A 15,981-nucleotide genomic window follows, 5' to 3' on the forward strand; every position below is an offset into this window, starting at 1 on the left:
ATTTACTTTAATTCAAGATAAAGTTCGTAAATTATTCTAAATCATTGAAACTATGATGAATTTTTAATTGATTTCCAAAAATTTTAATGAAACCTCGGGCATCTCTACTGTCCCAAGCTTCATTTTCTTCACCGTAAGTAGCAACTTTTGATTGCATCATATCGTAAGGAGATTTTATACCGATCATGCGGAAATAATAGGGATACAACTGAATCTTTACGGTTCCACTAACCCGTTTTTGAGAGGACGTAAGAAATGCTTCAATGTCGCGCATTACAGGGTCTAAATACTGAGCTTCATGCAATAAAGTACCGTACCAATTGGCCAATGAATCTTTATGTAAGAGTTGCCAACGGGATAGGGTATGTTTTTCCAGCAGATGATGCGCTTTAATTAGTAACATAGGAGCAGGAGCTTCAAAACCTACTCTTCCTTTAATTCCTAAAATGGTATCTCCTACATGTATATCTCGTCCAATGGCATATTTCCCTCCTATTTCATTCAGTTTTTGAATTAATGCCACCGGATTCATTTTTTCTCCATTTAATCCGATAGGTTCTCCTTTAGAAAATTCAAGTTCAATTATGGAAGGAGTGGTTTCAGAGAGGGGAGTAGGGAAGGCCTCGTCCGGTAAAGGGAGATCAGAGGAAAGTGTTTCAACACCTCCTACAGAAGTTCCCCATATTCCTTTATTGATGGAATATTTTGCTTTTTCCCAATTCATGTTTATTCCGTTTTTTTGTAAGTAGTCAACTTCTTCTTGACGAGAAATATTTTCATCACGAATAGGTGTAATTATTTTTGATTTAGGGGAGATGACTTCAAAGGCTACATCAAATCGGATTTGATCATTACCGGCTCCCGTGCTTCCATGAACTATATATTCCGCATTTATTTTTTTTGCGTATTCCGCTATAGCCAGTGACTGAAATATTCTTTCTGCACTAACTGATAAGGGATAAATATTGTTTTTTAAAATGTTTCCATAAATGAGAAAGCGTAAACAATTTCTATAAAATTTTTCAGTAATATCAATGGTTATATGATGATTGGAACCCAACTCATATGCTCGTTTTTCAATTTGTTTTAATTCTTCTTCAGAAAATCCTCCGCTGTTTACTATAACGGTATGTACTTCCATATCGTGTTCTTTAGTTAGTTTAACCAAAGAATAGGAAGTATCTAGTCCTCCACTATATGCTAAAACTGCTTTTTTCATAATCAAGATTTTTTTAGATGGTTTTAATTTGGGAATTATTACAATCCTTTTTAGATTTTAAGTGAAATACTTCTTTTATTTTATTGAGATGAGTAATGACCTTTTTATCGAAACTATTTTTATGGGAGATATTCTTATCTTTTTTTTGATCTTTAGGATCGAATAACATTCCGGTACATAAGCACATTTTATTTTGTTTACTTTGTAGAATATTAAAATTCGTACACGTTTTACAGCCATTCCAAAAGTCAGGATCTTCAGTTAGTTCAGAAAAGGGTACCGGCTTATATCCTAATTCCGAATTAATTTTCATTACAGCCAAACCGGTAGTTATACCGAAAATTTTAGCTTCCGGAAATTTTTTGCGGGTATAATCAAAAATAAAATGTTTTATTTTTTTGGCTAAACCTATTCCTCTGTAGTCAGGATGAACAATTAATCCTGAATGGACGACGAATTCTCCGTTCTGCCATTTTTCGATATAACAAAAACCTGCAAATTTTGTGTTATCAAGAGCTAAAATCGCTTGTCTTTGATCCATTTTTTTTTGGATGTATTCAGGTGTTCTTTTAGCAATACCTGTACCCCTTATAATAGCCGATTGGTAAATAGTTTCGCATATTTCTTCAGCGTATTGATAATGTTCTTCTGTTGCAACAACAATATTAATATTCATCTTATGTATAAATAATATAGTAAATGGATAAATTGAAAAAACAGTAGTAGATAAATTACTGTATAAAAAACGGAAGTGTCGGCTTTGGAAAAATTGAAAATCAAAGCCTAACCTGCCTACTGAAGTAGATAGGGTAAGATAAAAGGGTAATTTTATTAACCGGCAATGTTAAATTGCGTAATAACATAACTAAGATTTTTAACTTTTAAAATCTAAATTAACATAACAAAAATAATAATTATTTTTTTATACGAATAAAATTTTTTAAAAATTATACGATTAAAAATAATTATTTTTCAGATATATTTTGTTTTTTAATTTTAAGTTTAATTAAATCAACAGTATGAAATACTAGTGAACTATAATGATTATTCTATACTTATAACAAACAAAATTTTCTAATTTTGTATTTAAAATGCTAATATTTTTTATATGGGATCTAAGATTACATTTTACATAGTACGTCATGGTAAGACAATTTTAAATACATTAAACAAAGTTCAAGGTTGGAGTGATACACCGTTAACAAAAGAAGGGATTGAGGTGGCAGAAAATTTGGGTAAAGGATTGAAAGATGTTAAATTTTCTTCAGCTTTTTGCAGTGATTTAAGGAGAACCAGAGAGACTATCAATATAATTTTAAAAAATTCAGATCAAAAAGAACTTCCGGTTACAGAAAAACCTGAATTAAGAGAAATCTGTTTTGGAGCGTATGAAACTGCCTTAGCTACCGAAATGTTTAAGGATGTTGCTTTATATCTTCATTACACTAATGCTCAGGATTTATTCAATGATATCTTTGACAAGAATAAAGAAATTACTTATAAAGAAGCGGTAAATACCATAAGTGTTTTAGATCCTATGAAAATGGCAGAAGATTTTAATACAGTTGAAAAAAGAACGCATAAAGCTTTATCGGATATTGTACAGATCGAAAGTAAGAATAAGGAAAATAAAAACGTTCTGATCGTATCTCACGGATTAAGTATAACTCTAATGCTTCATAATCTGGGAGGTAAAAGGTTATTTGTTAAGGATTTGGAAAACGCTTCAGTATGTAAAGTTGTATTTGAAGATGGAAAATATATCATCGAATCGGTTAATGATATGAGCTATGCAGAAAAAGGAAAAAATAGCTAAATATTTTTGAATTAAATTTTCACATAATAGTTTTGTAAAGTATCCATTGAGTTCGCAATTTTAAAGGGATTGCTAACTTCCTCTAAGCTATTTTGAATCTTAGGTTATTATTTTACAGCGATTTAAAAGAAATAGTATTTCATTTTTTTAATATAAAAATATAATTTTTTTACGTTACCATAATAAATGGTAACATTTTAAAAATTAAGCTCTTGTAATTATATATTTATATTAATTTTTATGAATTTACGCCTTAAAATGATAAAAGAGCAACGTATAGGTGTTCTTTTGTTGCTCATAATTATATGTATTTTAGAATTATTAATTCATAGGAATGCTTTAATTTCTTCGATATTTGAGAATAATAATGCTACTCCTTTTCAATTTGTTGAAGAAATTAATGAACAGAATTTTAAGGTAAAGGATAAAAAAGATAAATTTATAGAACCTTTTAATCCAACTGATTATAATACAGAAGAATGGCAGAGTTTAGGTTTCTCTAAAAAACAAGCACAGGTAATTATTAACTATAAGGCTATGCTTGGAGGTAAATTTACTTCTAAAGAACAGCTTAAATCTTGCTATGTAATCTCCGAAGAAATGTATGCTAAAATATCTCCATTTCTGTTATTACCGGAGAACGGCTTTAATGAAACAACTACTAATTCTAGTAAAGTAAAGAAGAATCGGTTATTAACATTTGACCCGAATACATATAATGTAAACGATTGGATGCGTATAGGTTTTTCAGAAAAACAAGCGGAAAGCATTATAAGATATAAAAATTCTATCGGTGGAAAATTCAAATCCAAAGAGGATTTAAAAAAATGTTATATTATATCAACTGTAAAATATCATGAATTGGAATCGTACATTAAGCTTCCTTCTCAAAATATTGAAAATACATCAAATATAAAAGTACTTCAAATTTCCAATGAAAAAAAGGATATTAATACAGCATCTTTTAACGATATAAATTCCGTAATTGAAAATGAAATCATAACTAAAAGAATATTGAGTTTTAGAAAAGGATTAGGTGGTTTTGTGTCGATGGAACAAATTAAAGATGTTTATGATATAACTTCTGAAATGGTCTCAAGAATTTTTGATTCTTTCGTCTTAAATCCATACCAAGTTCTTAAAATAAATTTACAAACAGCCTCAGAAGAAGATTTACACAAACATATTTATTTAAGGAAGTATAAAAATAAAATTATAGAAGCAAGAAATAAGAAGAAAGATCCTTTACGTGTCATTACCGAATCAGATCCAAAATATCATTTTATAATTCAATACTTGGTTAAATAAAGAAGCTACTATATAGCTTCTTTATTTATAATTTATGAGAATGAAATTTAAATTTTAATTTCATTTACAATCTTAATTCCATATCCACTACTTAAAGGGAAATTTTTGTTAGGATTGGTTGTTAAGACATTGATATTTTTAATTCCTAAATTTTTAATTATTTGTGCACCGATTCCTAAATCTCTTTCGTCTGATTGTATGCCAAAATCAGCTATTTCTCCCGATATATATTTTTTGAGTTCGCTCAGATGATTTTCAATTACTTCTGTATTGGAAGGATTGTTTATAAAAATAATTACTCCTTTGCCATTTTCATTAATAAAATTAATAGCTTTATTTACAATGGTTTCTTCTCCTTGAGCAAGGGTTTTGAAAAGATCCAAATATATATTATTAGCACAAACTTTTACAGGTATGATTTCATCTTCATTAATTTCTCCCTTCACTAAGGCAAAATGAATTTGATCGTTGGTTTTATCTTTATACGTTACAAATCGTAATTCTCCATAATAGGTTTTAATTATTTCATCGTCGATTTTTTCAATCAAAGAATCATTTTTAAGTCGATATGAAATTAAGTCTTTAATAGTTATAATTTTTAAATCTAATTTCTTAGCAACTTCCATTAATTGAGGTAAACGAGCCATTGTTCCATCCTCATTCATGATTTCAACTAAAACTCCGGTAGAAGGAAGTCCCGCTAATTGTAATAAATCGACTGTAGCTTCAGTATGTCCGTCTCTTTTAAGTACTCCTCCTTTTTTTGCAACTAAAGGAAAAATATGACCCGGACGTGCAAAATCACTTGGCTTGATATTTTCATCGACAAGAGCCTTAACGGTTTTGGATCGATCAGAAGCGGAAATACCTGTAGTAATCCCATGTCCAAGTAAATCTACTGAAACAGTGAAAGCCGTTTGCTTAGGATCAGTATTTTTTCCGACCATGTATTCCAAGTCCAGTTCTTCAGCTCTTTTTTGAGTTAAAGGCGTGCAAATCAACCCCCTTCCGTACTTAGTCATAAAATTTATAGTTTCAGGTGTCATAGTTGAAGCTGCAGCAACAAAATCACCCTCGTTTTCACGATCTTCATCATCAACAACTATAATTACCTTTCCCTGTCTTAATTCTTCAAGAGCTTCTGATATGGTATTCATTTTTAAGTCTGTAATAATCATTGGTATCTACTGTGTTCTAATTTTTTTTGTTTGATAAATTTACTAATAAATCTTTTAAAAGGTTTTAAATAATTATCCACGTCAAATAGTTCAGAATCTCTCATGGATTTTATAGTTAGAAAAATTCCAACAGGTAGAAATATTGCATTAGGAATCCAAGAAGCCCAATAGGCATTGATTACCTGATTTTTTGCTAAATTTTCCATATAAAGCCCTAAAATATAAAAAATGATAAATATTATTATGGCAACAACTACAGGTAAACCGACTCCCCCTTTTCTAATGATAGATCCTAGCGGAGCTCCTATCAAGAAAAATACTATACAGGTAACGGAATATGAAATGATATTTTTTTGCTGCCATAAAATCATTTTAGCTATAAATTTTTCTACCGCTTTCATTTCGGTGGCTTTTGAACCTAATTCATACTTAGACAGAGTAACCTGATTTATGGCGGCTTTAACTAAATTATATTTAGTGTTATCATCTAAGTTGGACCATTCAAACGGAAAATCTTCATTATAATGACTATAATCTAGGGAATCCAACGAATTTGTTTCTCCTAATAAAAGTTTCATGCCATTTTCTCCAAGCCCTTTAAAGTACACAGTATTGGAAGTCTTGATGGAATCTATATAAGTGCTTAATTCCGATACTGATTTATATCTGAAATTATCCCCTTCGGATTGTTTATCTAGTGACTTTTTAATTATATCTGAAATATCGTAATATTGAGTTAAGGTATCAAACTTAATGGAATTACCCGGTTGTTTTTTTAGTTCATTTAAATTCTTACCTTTAATATTATCTTGATATATATATCCATTATATAATTCAATTTTTAAGTAATGGTTATCTTTGGAAATTATATTTCCTTTATCGGCTATTATGGTTTGTTGATCTTCAAAAGGGGAAGCATTTTTATGAATAAATACTTGATCCCATTCACTATCATTTTCACCACTTTTCCTGCCAATTTTAATGCTTAAAGGATTCATTTCTTTAATAAATCGTCCTTCTTCAAAATTCAGCGCAGGTCTTGTTTGTGCAATATTGATGAGCATATTACGCGCTCTTCGTTGGTTTTCGGGAAGTGTGGTGTTACAGAAATAAAATAACCAGATGGCCAGTAATACTACAAGACTAAAAAGAGGATACATTATTCGGGCTAATGAAATTCCAGCTGATTTCATTGCAGCTAGTTCATAACGCTCTCCGAAACCACCAAATGTCATAATTGATGACAACAAGATAGTTAAAGGTAAAACGAGACGAATCACATCCAAGCCCAGATAATACAATAATTTAGATATATCCCATAAGTTCAGTCCTTTACCTAAAAATTTATCCATTTGGTTAAAGGCAAACTGAACTACAAAGATGAACATTAAAACGCTAAATATAAATAAAAAAGGACCAAAAAAAGTGCGGATAATATACCAGTCTAACTTTTTAATCATCTTTTATAACTCTGTTAGTGTGTAATCTTTATAGTTATTTTTATCAAATGTAAGTAAAGATTTATTTACAATTAAATTTTCTTTAAAATCAATAATCATTAAAATTAAAGAACTTCCGTCATTATAATTTTCAGATACTCTTAATATCTTATTATTAGAAAGAGCAAGAAGTATAGATTTGGATTTTTTGGTATCAATAGGAACCAATTTAATAACGGAACATTTAACATTATTAATAGTTGTATTTCCTTCAAAAGTAATATTAAAACCGCTTTTATAAAGACTTAAAATATTGGTAGGAGATAGGCTTTCACCGTCTTCTTTGTCAGAAGAAGTGATTTCTTTATCTTCCTTGGAAATAGAGTAAATCTTATTTCCGTCATAAATTTGGGTAATACTGGGCAGAATTAAATGATACTTTTCTTTAGCGGCATAAACCTGTCCAATTTCAGATATACTTTTATGTCCGGGTATAGAATATAAATAATTGAATTTTACGTAAAATGTTGAATTTTGGCTGAGTTTCGCACTAGCTGTATCTAAAAGTCTTTTTGCTTCCGGATCAATTTTTTGAGCCCATATTAAAAATGAAGAACAAATAAATAAGAATGCAAATATCTTTTTCATATTATTAGGTAATGTTTTTTTAGGGGTTTAAATTTTCCAATAATTGTTCCAAACTAACCAGGTCAGAAACCAGAACTTTACGTGCCTTACTTCCTTCGAAAGCCCCAACAATGCCGAACGCTTCAAGTTGGTCCATAATTCTTCCGGCTCTATTATAACCCAATGATAATTTACGTTGAATCAAAGAGGTGGATCCTTGTTGAGCGGTTACAATTACTCGAGCAGCATCATTAAAAAGCTCATCTCTTTTTGCTTCAACCGCATCGTTTGAGCTTACACTTGAATTTTCTTCATAAAATTCCGGCAATAAATATGCATCCGGATATCCTTGTTGAGAACCAATATATTCTGTTATTTTATCAACTTCGGGTGTATCAACAAAGGCACATTGCATACGTATCAGTTCATTACCGGTGGTAAACAACATATCTCCTTTCCCGATTAATTGATCGGCACCATTTCCGTCTAAAATAGTTCTTGAATCTATTTTTGAAGTTACGCGGAATGCAACACGAGCGGGGAAGTTGGCTTTAATCATTCCGGTAATAACATTTACGGAAGGCCTTTGTGTAGCTATAATTAGATGAATTCCTATGGCTCTGGCCAACTGAGCTAATCTGGCAATAGGGAGCTCTACTTCTTTTCCGGCGGTCATAATTAAATCAGCAAATTCATCAATAACCAAAACAATATACGGTAAGAATCGATGACCTTTTTCAGGATTTAATTTACGTTCCTTAAATTTTTGGTTATATTCTTTGATGGTTCTTACATAAGCTGATTGGAGAAGCTTGTAACGATTATCCATTTCCACACAAAGTGAATTCAAAGTATTAATCACTTTAGTCGTATCGGTAATAATGGCTTCATCCGTATCCGGTAATTTTGCAAGAAAATGACGTTCAATTTTGTTGTATAAGGTAAGTTCCACCTTTTTAGGGTCTACAAACACGAATTTTAATTCACTAGGGTGTTTTTTGTATAACAGAGAAGTTATAATGGCGTTTAATCCCACCGATTTCCCCTGTCCTGTAGCCCCGGCCATGAGCATATGAGGCATTTTAGCTAAATCTGTAACGAAAGTTTCATTAGATATGGTTTTTCCAAAAACAATAGGTAGTTCCATATCGATTTTTTGAAATTTTTGTGAAGCGATAACCGAACGCATGGAAACCATCGTTGCGGTACTATTGGGTACTTCAATACCAATAGTTCCTTTTCCGGGTATCGGAGCAATAATACGAATTCCTAAAGCTGCAAGACTAAGGGCTATATCATCTTCCAAATTTTTAATTTTGGAAATACGGATACCTGCTTCAGGAATAATTTCATATAAAGTTACTGTTGGACCGACCGTTGCTTTGATACTTGAAATTCCAATGCCATAATTTGCAAGTGTTGTTACAATTTTATTTTTATTTTCTTCTAACTCTTCACTGTTTATCGTAATATTATTGTTCGTATTATAATTAGTTAAAAGATCAAGAGTAGGATATTTATATTTAGGTAAATCTAATTTAGGATCATAAGGTCCAAATTGGTCATAAATATTTTTATTAGGCTCATTTTCAGATAAAATTTCTTCTTTTTTAGTTTCTTCTATAGTCAGAGAAATATCATCTTCAACCGTTTCTTCTGTAGTAGGAATATCAATTTCTAATTCTGTAGAATGAGTGGTTGTGTCAGGATGGGAAGATTCTTCTATCAGAATATTGGTATTGGATAAATTTATAGGATTACTTTCCTCTTCTATTAGTGACTCGACTTGTTGTATACCTGTTAAATTTTCTTCTTGAATTTCATTTTTTGTTGGAACTTTTGCGATAACAGTCTCAGATTGAACGGTTTTAGGGTCTTTTATTTTCTCATAAATTTGATCTTCTTCAAAACGTTCTTTTAAAACATCCTCTTCTTTTTCTTTTTTAGACGGGTTGAAAGGGGGTGTTGAATGCAACTTAGATTTTACATGATCCACGCTCAAATTAAATTCAAGGATAAAATATATCGACAGGGTCAGCAATAATATAATACCTGTACCTACACTGCCCAATAATGATTTTAAATAGTCATATACTTCATAGCCTATCAAACCGGAAAGCAACCATTTAGATCCGAAAATCATAGCTAGAAATATAGGAGTCCAAATAATAAAGAAAATTCCATGAGAGAGGAGTTTCCATATTTTTAGAATTTCTTTATTAAATAATACTTTAAAAGATAAAATAAATAAGAAGAACGGAATAAAAAATGCGATAACCCCTACACCATCAAAAATAAATATTTCCCCTAAGTAAGCGCCCGTTTTACCGATTATATTTTGCGCTGTAACATTTTTATTTAGATAAGAAGTTAATTGGCTTTGATCTTCTTTCCAATTAAAGTAAAATGAGAGGAATGAAATAAATAAGATGATGGAAAAGCTAAATAAAACTAAACCAAGGATTGTTTTTAATAAGGGCTTTTTTTTATTATTTTTATTATCTTGTGGATTGTTCTCCATATTTATTTATAAATAAATTTAAAATTACAAATTTTATAGTTTCTGTTAGATTTATATTTTGTTTTAATAATGGTATTTTATTATATATAAATAGGTGAATAAAAACTTTATTCACCTATAAACTATTTTAACGTTTTCAAAAAGTAAATTTATCTTCTTGAACCAAGAAATCTAAGTAAAAATAAGAAAAGGTTAATAAAATCTAAATAGAGAGACAAGGCACCTTGAATCGCAATTTTAGAATAACTTTCTCCATCTTCAGAGTTTATTTGTGATCCTATATTTTTCAGAGTTTGAGTATCATAAGCAATTAATCCCACAAATATTAAAACTCCAACCACTGAAATAATTAAATCCAACATGGAGTTATTTAAGAAAATATTGACAACTATGGCTAATAGTACACCTAATAAAGCCATGGATAGAATTCTTCCAAATTTTGTAAGATCTGTTTTGGTAAAATAACCATATAAACTCATTATAGCAAATGTACCGGCAGTAATAAAAAATGTGGTAGCTATAGATGAAAAGGTATAAGCCAAGAAAATCATAGCCAAAGTCATTCCGTTTAAAAAAGAATAAAACAAAAAGACTGCCGATGCTAATCCTAAAGTCATTTTATGGATTGCTCCACTTAAAGCAAATACTAATCCTAATTCGCCTAAAATTAAAGCATAATATAAGAAAGTAGGGCCGGTAGTACCAAACATTAAGCTTAATAATCCTGGAGAATTTGCAGTGAAATAAGCAGTAAAACCACTTATAAATAGAGCCAAGCTCATCCACATATATACTTTAGATATAAATGTAGCTTGCTGTTTAGCTATGGCATTTTTTTGAAACGATGGTTCAAGTGTGTTTCCGTAATCTTTATAATCCATTTGCTTAGTTATTTATTATTTCAAATATACAATATTTTGTATTACATAAAAAGTCAATATCTATTCCAAAAATTATTTATGAAATTTTGTCATATTTATAAAATTCGCTTTACCATTCGGATATCTTATCTACACGCATTTGATGTCTTCCCCCTTCAAATTGAGTGGATAAAAAAGTATCAATTATATCCTGAGCTAATTCTTTTGCAATAAAACGCGCAGGAATGGAAAGCACATTCGCATTATTATGTTGTCTGGCTAAACGGGCAATATCTGTTTGCCAACAAAGGGCACAACGTATTCCGGAATGTTTATTTGCGGTTATGGATACCCCTTCGCCGCTGCCACAGAAAAGTATGCCGAAATCAAATTCATTTTTCTCAACAGCAATAGCTAAAGGATGTACAAAATCCGGATAGTCTACACTTTCTCCCGAATAGGTTCCAAAATCATGTACCTGGTTTCCTTTTTCAGTGAGATATTTAAATATAAAATTTTTATATTCAAATCCTGCATGATCTGAAGCTAATGCGATTTTCATAACCTCTTATTTTTAAATTTTTGATTCTAAATTTTTTAAACGTTGTAAGCTTTCTGTTTTTCCTATTATTTCCATAATAACCGGAATATCCGGTCCTTTAAGATCACCAACTAGAGCTAAACGTAAGGGTTGCATTACTTTTCCAAATCCCAATCCTGAGTTTTCCACAAATTCATGAATCTTGTCATGTAATTCTTTTTCGGTGAAAGAAACTGACTCCAAATTAGAAATTAATTGAGTAAGTATTGCTTTTGTATCGTCTTTGACAACCTTTTTATAACTTTTTTCTTGGTAAGATGAAGGCGCAATCCAGAAAAAAGAACCTACTTCCCATATTTCTTTTACAAAATTAACTCTTTCTTTTAATAGTTCGATAATTCTAATATCCTTAGTCTCTTCAGTCTTAATACCTTTTTCTTTCAAAATTTTTTGAAATTCAGGGAGTAAGTCAGAGGCTTTGGATTTAATAATATATTCATGATTAAACCATTTTGCTTTATCAGGATTGAAACGAGCTCCTGCTTTGTGGACTTTCTCCAATTCAAACTCTTGAATCATTTCGTTTAGAGATAGTATTTCCTTGTCATCGGAAGGTGACCATCCTAATAATGCCAACATATTTATAAAAGCTTCAGGTAGATAACCCTCTTCTCTGTATCCTATGGAAGAAGTACCTTCTTTTTCATTTTTCCAAGCAAGAGGAAATACAGGAAATCCGTATTTATCTCCATCTCGTTTGCTCAATTTACCCTTACCTTCCGGTTTTAATATTAAAGGCAAATGGGCAAATTCCGGTGATTTCCATCCCAGTGCTTCGTAGAGCAATACATGTAAAGCCAGAGAAGGAAGCCATTCCTCTCCTCTTATCACATGGGTAATTTCCATGGTATGGTCATCTACTATATTGGCAAAATGATAGGTAGGCATTCCGTCAGTCTTAACTAAAACTTTATCATCTAAAATAGATGTATCGATGGAAAAGTTGCCTCGAATAATATCTTTTAAAACCAAAGTTCTATGTGGTGGTATTTTAAATCGGATCACATAAGGAACTCCCTCGTTTAATTTTTTTTGAACTTCATCGGGCGTTAGAGAGAGACTATTATTGAGTTGATTTCTGACTTCATGGTTGTAAGAAAATACTTTGCCTTGTTCCTCATATTCTTTTCGTAACTTTTCTAATTCTTCTGGCGTGTCAAAAGCCAGGTAAGCGAAATCTGTTTTAAGTATTTCTTCGATGTATTTTTTATAGATGTCTTTTCTTTCAGATTGTTTATATGGAGCATAGGGTCCTCCTTTTTCTGGACTTTCATCCAATTCTAAGCCACACCATTTCAGCGATTCTCTTATGTATTTTTCGGCATCTTCAACATAGCGGTTTTGATCGGTATCTTCAATGCGCAAGATAAATTTTCCCTTATTTTTTTTGGCAAAGAGATAATTATATAAAGCAGTTCTTACTCCTCCAATATGTAAATATCCGGTAGGACTGGGTGCAAATCGAACTCTGATTTCTGACATTTTCTATATTTTTCTACGCAAAAGTAACAAAGAAAAAATATATATTATAGAGAATTGAAACTTAAATTTCACTTAATTTTTTTATAAGATTGATAGTAATTGAAAATCTTATTATATTGATTATCTAAATATCGTAATAAATTACTTTTATCTTTTTCATTAAATTCGGCTATAAATCGGGTTGTATTTTTTCCTTTAGCACCAAAAAATTGAAGATTTTTATCATCTTCAGAATAAGGAATCTCGGTCACTTTATAAGTAATATTATTTTCTTCCAATCTAGTTACGTTTGATTTAAAAAAATAATCGATAAGAATAGGTGATTTGTTCCCAAGCTTTTTCATTTGAGAAATTTGATAATGGGTATTTAGACTAAGATAAAAATTTAAGGTAAGCGAAATTATGATGAACATTAACGTATTAATGCTAATAAATGATAGAGTTATAAGAGTTCCGAATTTAAGATATTTAGAATTTATTGATTTATATTCCATTAGTAAAAGAATTAAAACAGGGCATAAATAAAGTTGCGGAACCATTCTAGCGAACCAAAAATCCGGAAATGATAAAATACTTGCAATAACTCCTAAGATTAGATAGTACAATCCAGAAGGAGCTTTGGAAGGAATAAAAAATGAAATAATGAAAAGAAGGGTCGATAGGATAACAATTCCTCCAAAGAAAGGTCCAAATCCCCCATAAGTAATGGTTACATCACTAAGAACTTTAATTTCGGATAGTTTTAATGAAAAAGGCATTTTTAAATTTGTTGTTTTTTTGCTGCCACCGGTATAAGAAAAATATGATATAAAGGCTTTTTCAATTCTGTTTTTCTTGTAAAAATCATAATTTACATGAGAGGATAGTAAGTTTTCTATTTTTTCTTTACCAAATGCGGGATGAAAAACGTGATGATTATTTTTTAAATTGGTGAAATAGGGATTTATATTGGTTAATGGAAAGATGATTATTCCGGATATTAAAAATGGAAATAGGTACTTAAATTTAAATTTATGATCTTTCCATAAATATATAAAAGAAAATAATACAAATATAAAAACTGATAAAATAGAAGTAAATTTCAGTGATGAGAAAATTGATAATGTAAATATAAAAGTCGCTAAATCAATTTTGTTATATCTTTTCAATAGGCAACAAAAAGAACAAATTAGTATGATTAAGCAAGAATACATGAAACCGTCTAAATAATGGGTAAATAGTTCAGTAACTACTATTGGATTTATACAGATAAGAAAAGTATATAGATATCTCTTCAACTTGCTTAACTGAGTTTGTTTAAGCAATTTAAAAACATATATTAGAGAAGCTATCAGAACAATTATATTGATAAGCTTTCCTGATTCTACTTTTTGAGTAAAAGAGTAAATAGAAGCGGCTATAATTTCATATCCTTTTGGATAGGATTGAACATATATTTGTGCAACATTAGTTTTTGATATTTCATAGATTGGATTCCATCCATTCTTTAGATTTATAATACTTTCTAAATGATACCATTGACCATCGGCAGATAGATCATAGAAAAATATACTAAGTGAATATGATATAAGGTAAAATAAAAGAGTTAAAAACCATTCGTACCGATGAGTTTTTCTTGTTAAGAAAAAAAGGATGAAATAAGATAATATAAACGAAAAAAGTATTGTAGATCCAGAGAGGCTGATTTTACATATAAATAATAGATTTGATAAAAATAATGTTATGAAAAGGGGAGATAGTAAAAGAAAAATTAATGCGGATGAATTTAGAAGAGTAGATTTTTTAGTAATTATAAACATTTAAATGTAATTTTAATTTGTAAATATAAAAAAAGGAATATGTATTTTGCATATTCCTTTTTTTATATAATACTAATTAGTTATTTTCCGGTCGTAATTCTCTAACAACAGCTCCAGCCTTCCACATTTCGCTTTCACGAAGAGCCTTAAGTTCTTCTTCTAATTTTTCGCGATAGTCAGGCTTAGAGTTGGTATCGATTGATCTTTGTGCTTCATTTCCTGAAGCTACTTCTGCATATAACTTAGCAAATACAGGTTTAGTGGCATCATGAAAAGGGGTCATCCAGTCTAATGCACCTCTTTGTGCAGTAGTAGAACAGTTTGCATACATCCAGTCCATACCTTTTTCAGCAAAAAGAGGCATTAAAGATTGTGTAAGTTCTTCTACTGTTTCATTGAAAGCTTCAGATGGAGTATGTCCGTTTTCACGTAACACTTCATATTGAGCTAATAAAATTCCTTGAATAGCACCCATTAAAGTACCTCTTTCCCCTGTTAGATCAGAATAAACTTCACGTTTAAAGTCAGTTTCAAATAAATATCCGGAGCCAACACCAATACCTAAAGCGATAGTTCTGTCTTTAGCTTTACCGGTAGCATCCTGGAAAATTGCATAACTGGAGTTTAACCCTCTTCCTTCTAAGAACATACGTCTAAGGCTGGTTCCTGATCCTTTAGGTGCAACTAAAATTACATCAATATCTTTAGGAGGTATAATTCCGGTGCGGTCGTTAAAAGTAATACCGAAACCATGAGAAAAATATAAAGCTTTACCGGCAGTTAAGTGAGGTTTTAATTTAGGCCAAACCTCAATTTGTGCGGCATCTGACAATAAATATTGAATAATAGTTCCTTTTGATGCTGCTTCTTCTATATCAAATAAAGTTTCACCCGGAACCCAACCGTCTGCAATAGCCTTATCCCAAGTTTTACCTCCTTTACGTTGTCCAACGATTACATTGAAGCCGTTATCTCTTAAATTTAATGCTTGTCCGGGACCTTGTACTCCATATCCAATAACAGCAATGGTTTCATCTTTTAATGTTTCCCTAGCTTTTTCTAAAGGAAACTCATCACGAGTAATTACATTTTCAATTACTCCACCAAAATTCATTTGTGCCATCTTGTTAG

Annotated in this window: 13 protein-coding genes; 2 read left to right on the forward strand and 11 right to left on the reverse strand. The window is 30.6% G+C overall.

Features of this window, described 5'->3' with window-relative positions; translation table 11 throughout:
- Positions 1 to 31: 31 nt before the first annotated feature.
- A complete protein-coding gene (gene argG, locus GFV00_RS07110; RefSeq protein ID WP_185150000.1) occupies positions 32 to 1,219 on the reverse strand; it encodes an argininosuccinate synthase in 1,188 nt (395 codons plus the stop codon).
- 13 nt (positions 1,220 to 1,232) lie between these two features.
- A complete protein-coding gene (locus GFV00_RS07115; protein ID WP_160557494.1) occupies positions 1,233 to 1,895 on the reverse strand; it encodes a GNAT family N-acetyltransferase in 663 nt (220 codons plus the stop codon).
- Positions 1,896 to 2,327: 432 nt separating this feature from the next.
- Between GFV00_RS07115 and GFV00_RS07120 the strand changes: the two genes are divergently transcribed.
- Positions 2,328 to 3,035, forward strand: coding sequence for a histidine phosphatase family protein (locus tag GFV00_RS07120; RefSeq protein WP_160557493.1), 708 nt, complete (start codon positions 2,328 to 2,330; stop codon positions 3,033 to 3,035).
- Between the two features lie 240 nt (positions 3,036 to 3,275).
- Positions 3,276 to 4,343, forward strand: a complete 1,068-nt coding sequence (locus GFV00_RS07125; RefSeq protein ID WP_160557492.1) for a helix-hairpin-helix domain-containing protein — start codon at positions 3,276 to 3,278, stop codon at positions 4,341 to 4,343.
- A 47-nt stretch (positions 4,344 to 4,390) separates the two neighbouring features.
- Here GFV00_RS07125 and ribB read toward each other — a convergent pair whose 3' ends face one another.
- From ribB to ilvC, 9 genes are all read right to left on the reverse strand, one after another.
- Positions 4,391 to 5,515 carry a 3,4-dihydroxy-2-butanone-4-phosphate synthase gene (ribB, locus tag GFV00_RS07130; protein WP_160557667.1) on the reverse strand — a complete coding sequence of 375 codons (1,125 nt, stop codon included), beginning with the start codon at positions 5,513 to 5,515 and terminating at the stop codon, positions 4,391 to 4,393.
- 2 nt (positions 5,516 to 5,517) lie between these two features.
- Positions 5,518 to 6,981: an LptF/LptG family permease gene (locus GFV00_RS07135; protein WP_160557491.1), complete on the reverse strand. Its 1,464-nt coding sequence runs from the start codon at positions 6,979 to 6,981 to the stop codon at positions 5,518 to 5,520.
- A gap of 3 nt (positions 6,982 to 6,984) precedes the next feature.
- Positions 6,985 to 7,608 (reverse strand): outer membrane lipoprotein carrier protein LolA, encoded by a 624-nt coding sequence (locus tag GFV00_RS07140; protein WP_160557490.1) that lies wholly within the window; start codon positions 7,606 to 7,608, stop codon positions 6,985 to 6,987.
- A 19-nt stretch (positions 7,609 to 7,627) separates the two neighbouring features.
- Positions 7,628 to 10,108: a DNA translocase FtsK gene (locus tag GFV00_RS07145; RefSeq protein ID WP_160557489.1), complete on the reverse strand. Its 2,481-nt coding sequence runs from the start codon at positions 10,106 to 10,108 to the stop codon at positions 7,628 to 7,630.
- A gap of 149 nt (positions 10,109 to 10,257) precedes the next feature.
- Entirely contained in the window at positions 10,258 to 10,989 is a 732-nt protein-coding gene (locus GFV00_RS07150; protein ID WP_105297158.1) for a Bax inhibitor-1/YccA family protein, read from the reverse strand.
- Between the two features lie 109 nt (positions 10,990 to 11,098).
- Complete coding sequence (rpiB, locus tag GFV00_RS07155; RefSeq protein ID WP_160557488.1) at positions 11,099 to 11,530, reverse strand: ribose 5-phosphate isomerase B; 432 nt, start codon at positions 11,528 to 11,530, stop codon at positions 11,099 to 11,101.
- Between the two features lie 12 nt (positions 11,531 to 11,542).
- Complete coding sequence (gltX, locus tag GFV00_RS07160) at positions 11,543 to 13,051, reverse strand: glutamate--tRNA ligase (protein ID WP_160557487.1); 1,509 nt, start codon at positions 13,049 to 13,051, stop codon at positions 11,543 to 11,545.
- A gap of 68 nt (positions 13,052 to 13,119) precedes the next feature.
- Positions 13,120 to 14,850: a hypothetical protein gene (locus GFV00_RS07165; protein WP_160557486.1), complete on the reverse strand. Its 1,731-nt coding sequence runs from the start codon at positions 14,848 to 14,850 to the stop codon at positions 13,120 to 13,122.
- A gap of 76 nt (positions 14,851 to 14,926) precedes the next feature.
- Positions 14,927 to 15,973 carry a ketol-acid reductoisomerase gene (gene ilvC / locus GFV00_RS07170; RefSeq protein WP_105297162.1) on the reverse strand — a complete coding sequence of 349 codons (1,047 nt, stop codon included), beginning with the start codon at positions 15,971 to 15,973 and terminating at the stop codon, positions 14,927 to 14,929.
- Between the last annotated feature and the right edge of the window lie 8 nt (positions 15,974 to 15,981).

This window comes from Apibacter sp. B3935, assembly GCF_009827705.1.
Lineage (GTDB): Bacteria > Bacteroidota > Bacteroidia > Flavobacteriales > Weeksellaceae > Apibacter.

Excerpts from the sequence above, each read along its gene's own strand:
- GFV00_RS07115 (WP_160557494.1), bottom strand. The coding sequence starts at position 1,895 with ATGAATATTAATATTGTTGTTGCAACAGAAGAACATTATCAATACGCT.
- GFV00_RS07135 (WP_160557491.1), bottom strand. The coding sequence starts at position 6,981 with ATGATTAAAAAGTTAGACTGGTATATTATCCGCACTTTTTTTGGTCCT.
- rpiB (WP_160557488.1), bottom strand. The coding sequence starts at position 11,530 with ATGAAAATCGCATTAGCTTCAGATCATGCAGGATTTGAATATAAAAAT.
- GFV00_RS07165 (WP_160557486.1), bottom strand. The coding sequence starts at position 14,850 with ATGTTTATAATTACTAAAAAATCTACTCTTCTAAATTCATCCGCATTA.
- gltX (WP_160557487.1), bottom strand. The coding sequence starts at position 13,051 with ATGTCAGAAATCAGAGTTCGATTTGCACCCAGTCCTACCGGATATTTA.
- GFV00_RS07120 (WP_160557493.1), top strand. The coding sequence starts at position 2,328 with ATGGGATCTAAGATTACATTTTACATAGTACGTCATGGTAAGACAATT.
- argG (WP_185150000.1), bottom strand. The coding sequence starts at position 1,219 with ATGAAAAAAGCAGTTTTAGCATATAGTGGAGGACTAGATACTTCCTAT.
- GFV00_RS07125 (WP_160557492.1), top strand. The coding sequence starts at position 3,276 with ATGAATTTACGCCTTAAAATGATAAAAGAGCAACGTATAGGTGTTCTT.
- ilvC (WP_105297162.1), bottom strand. The coding sequence starts at position 15,973 with ATGGCACAAATGAATTTTGGTGGAGTAATTGAAAATGTAATTACTCGT.
- GFV00_RS07150 (WP_105297158.1), bottom strand. The coding sequence starts at position 10,989 with ATGGATTATAAAGATTACGGAAACACACTTGAACCATCGTTTCAAAAA.
- GFV00_RS07145 (WP_160557489.1), bottom strand. The coding sequence starts at position 10,108 with ATGGAGAACAATCCACAAGATAATAAAAATAATAAAAAAAAGCCCTTA.
- GFV00_RS07140 (WP_160557490.1), bottom strand. The coding sequence starts at position 7,608 with ATGAAAAAGATATTTGCATTCTTATTTATTTGTTCTTCATTTTTAATA.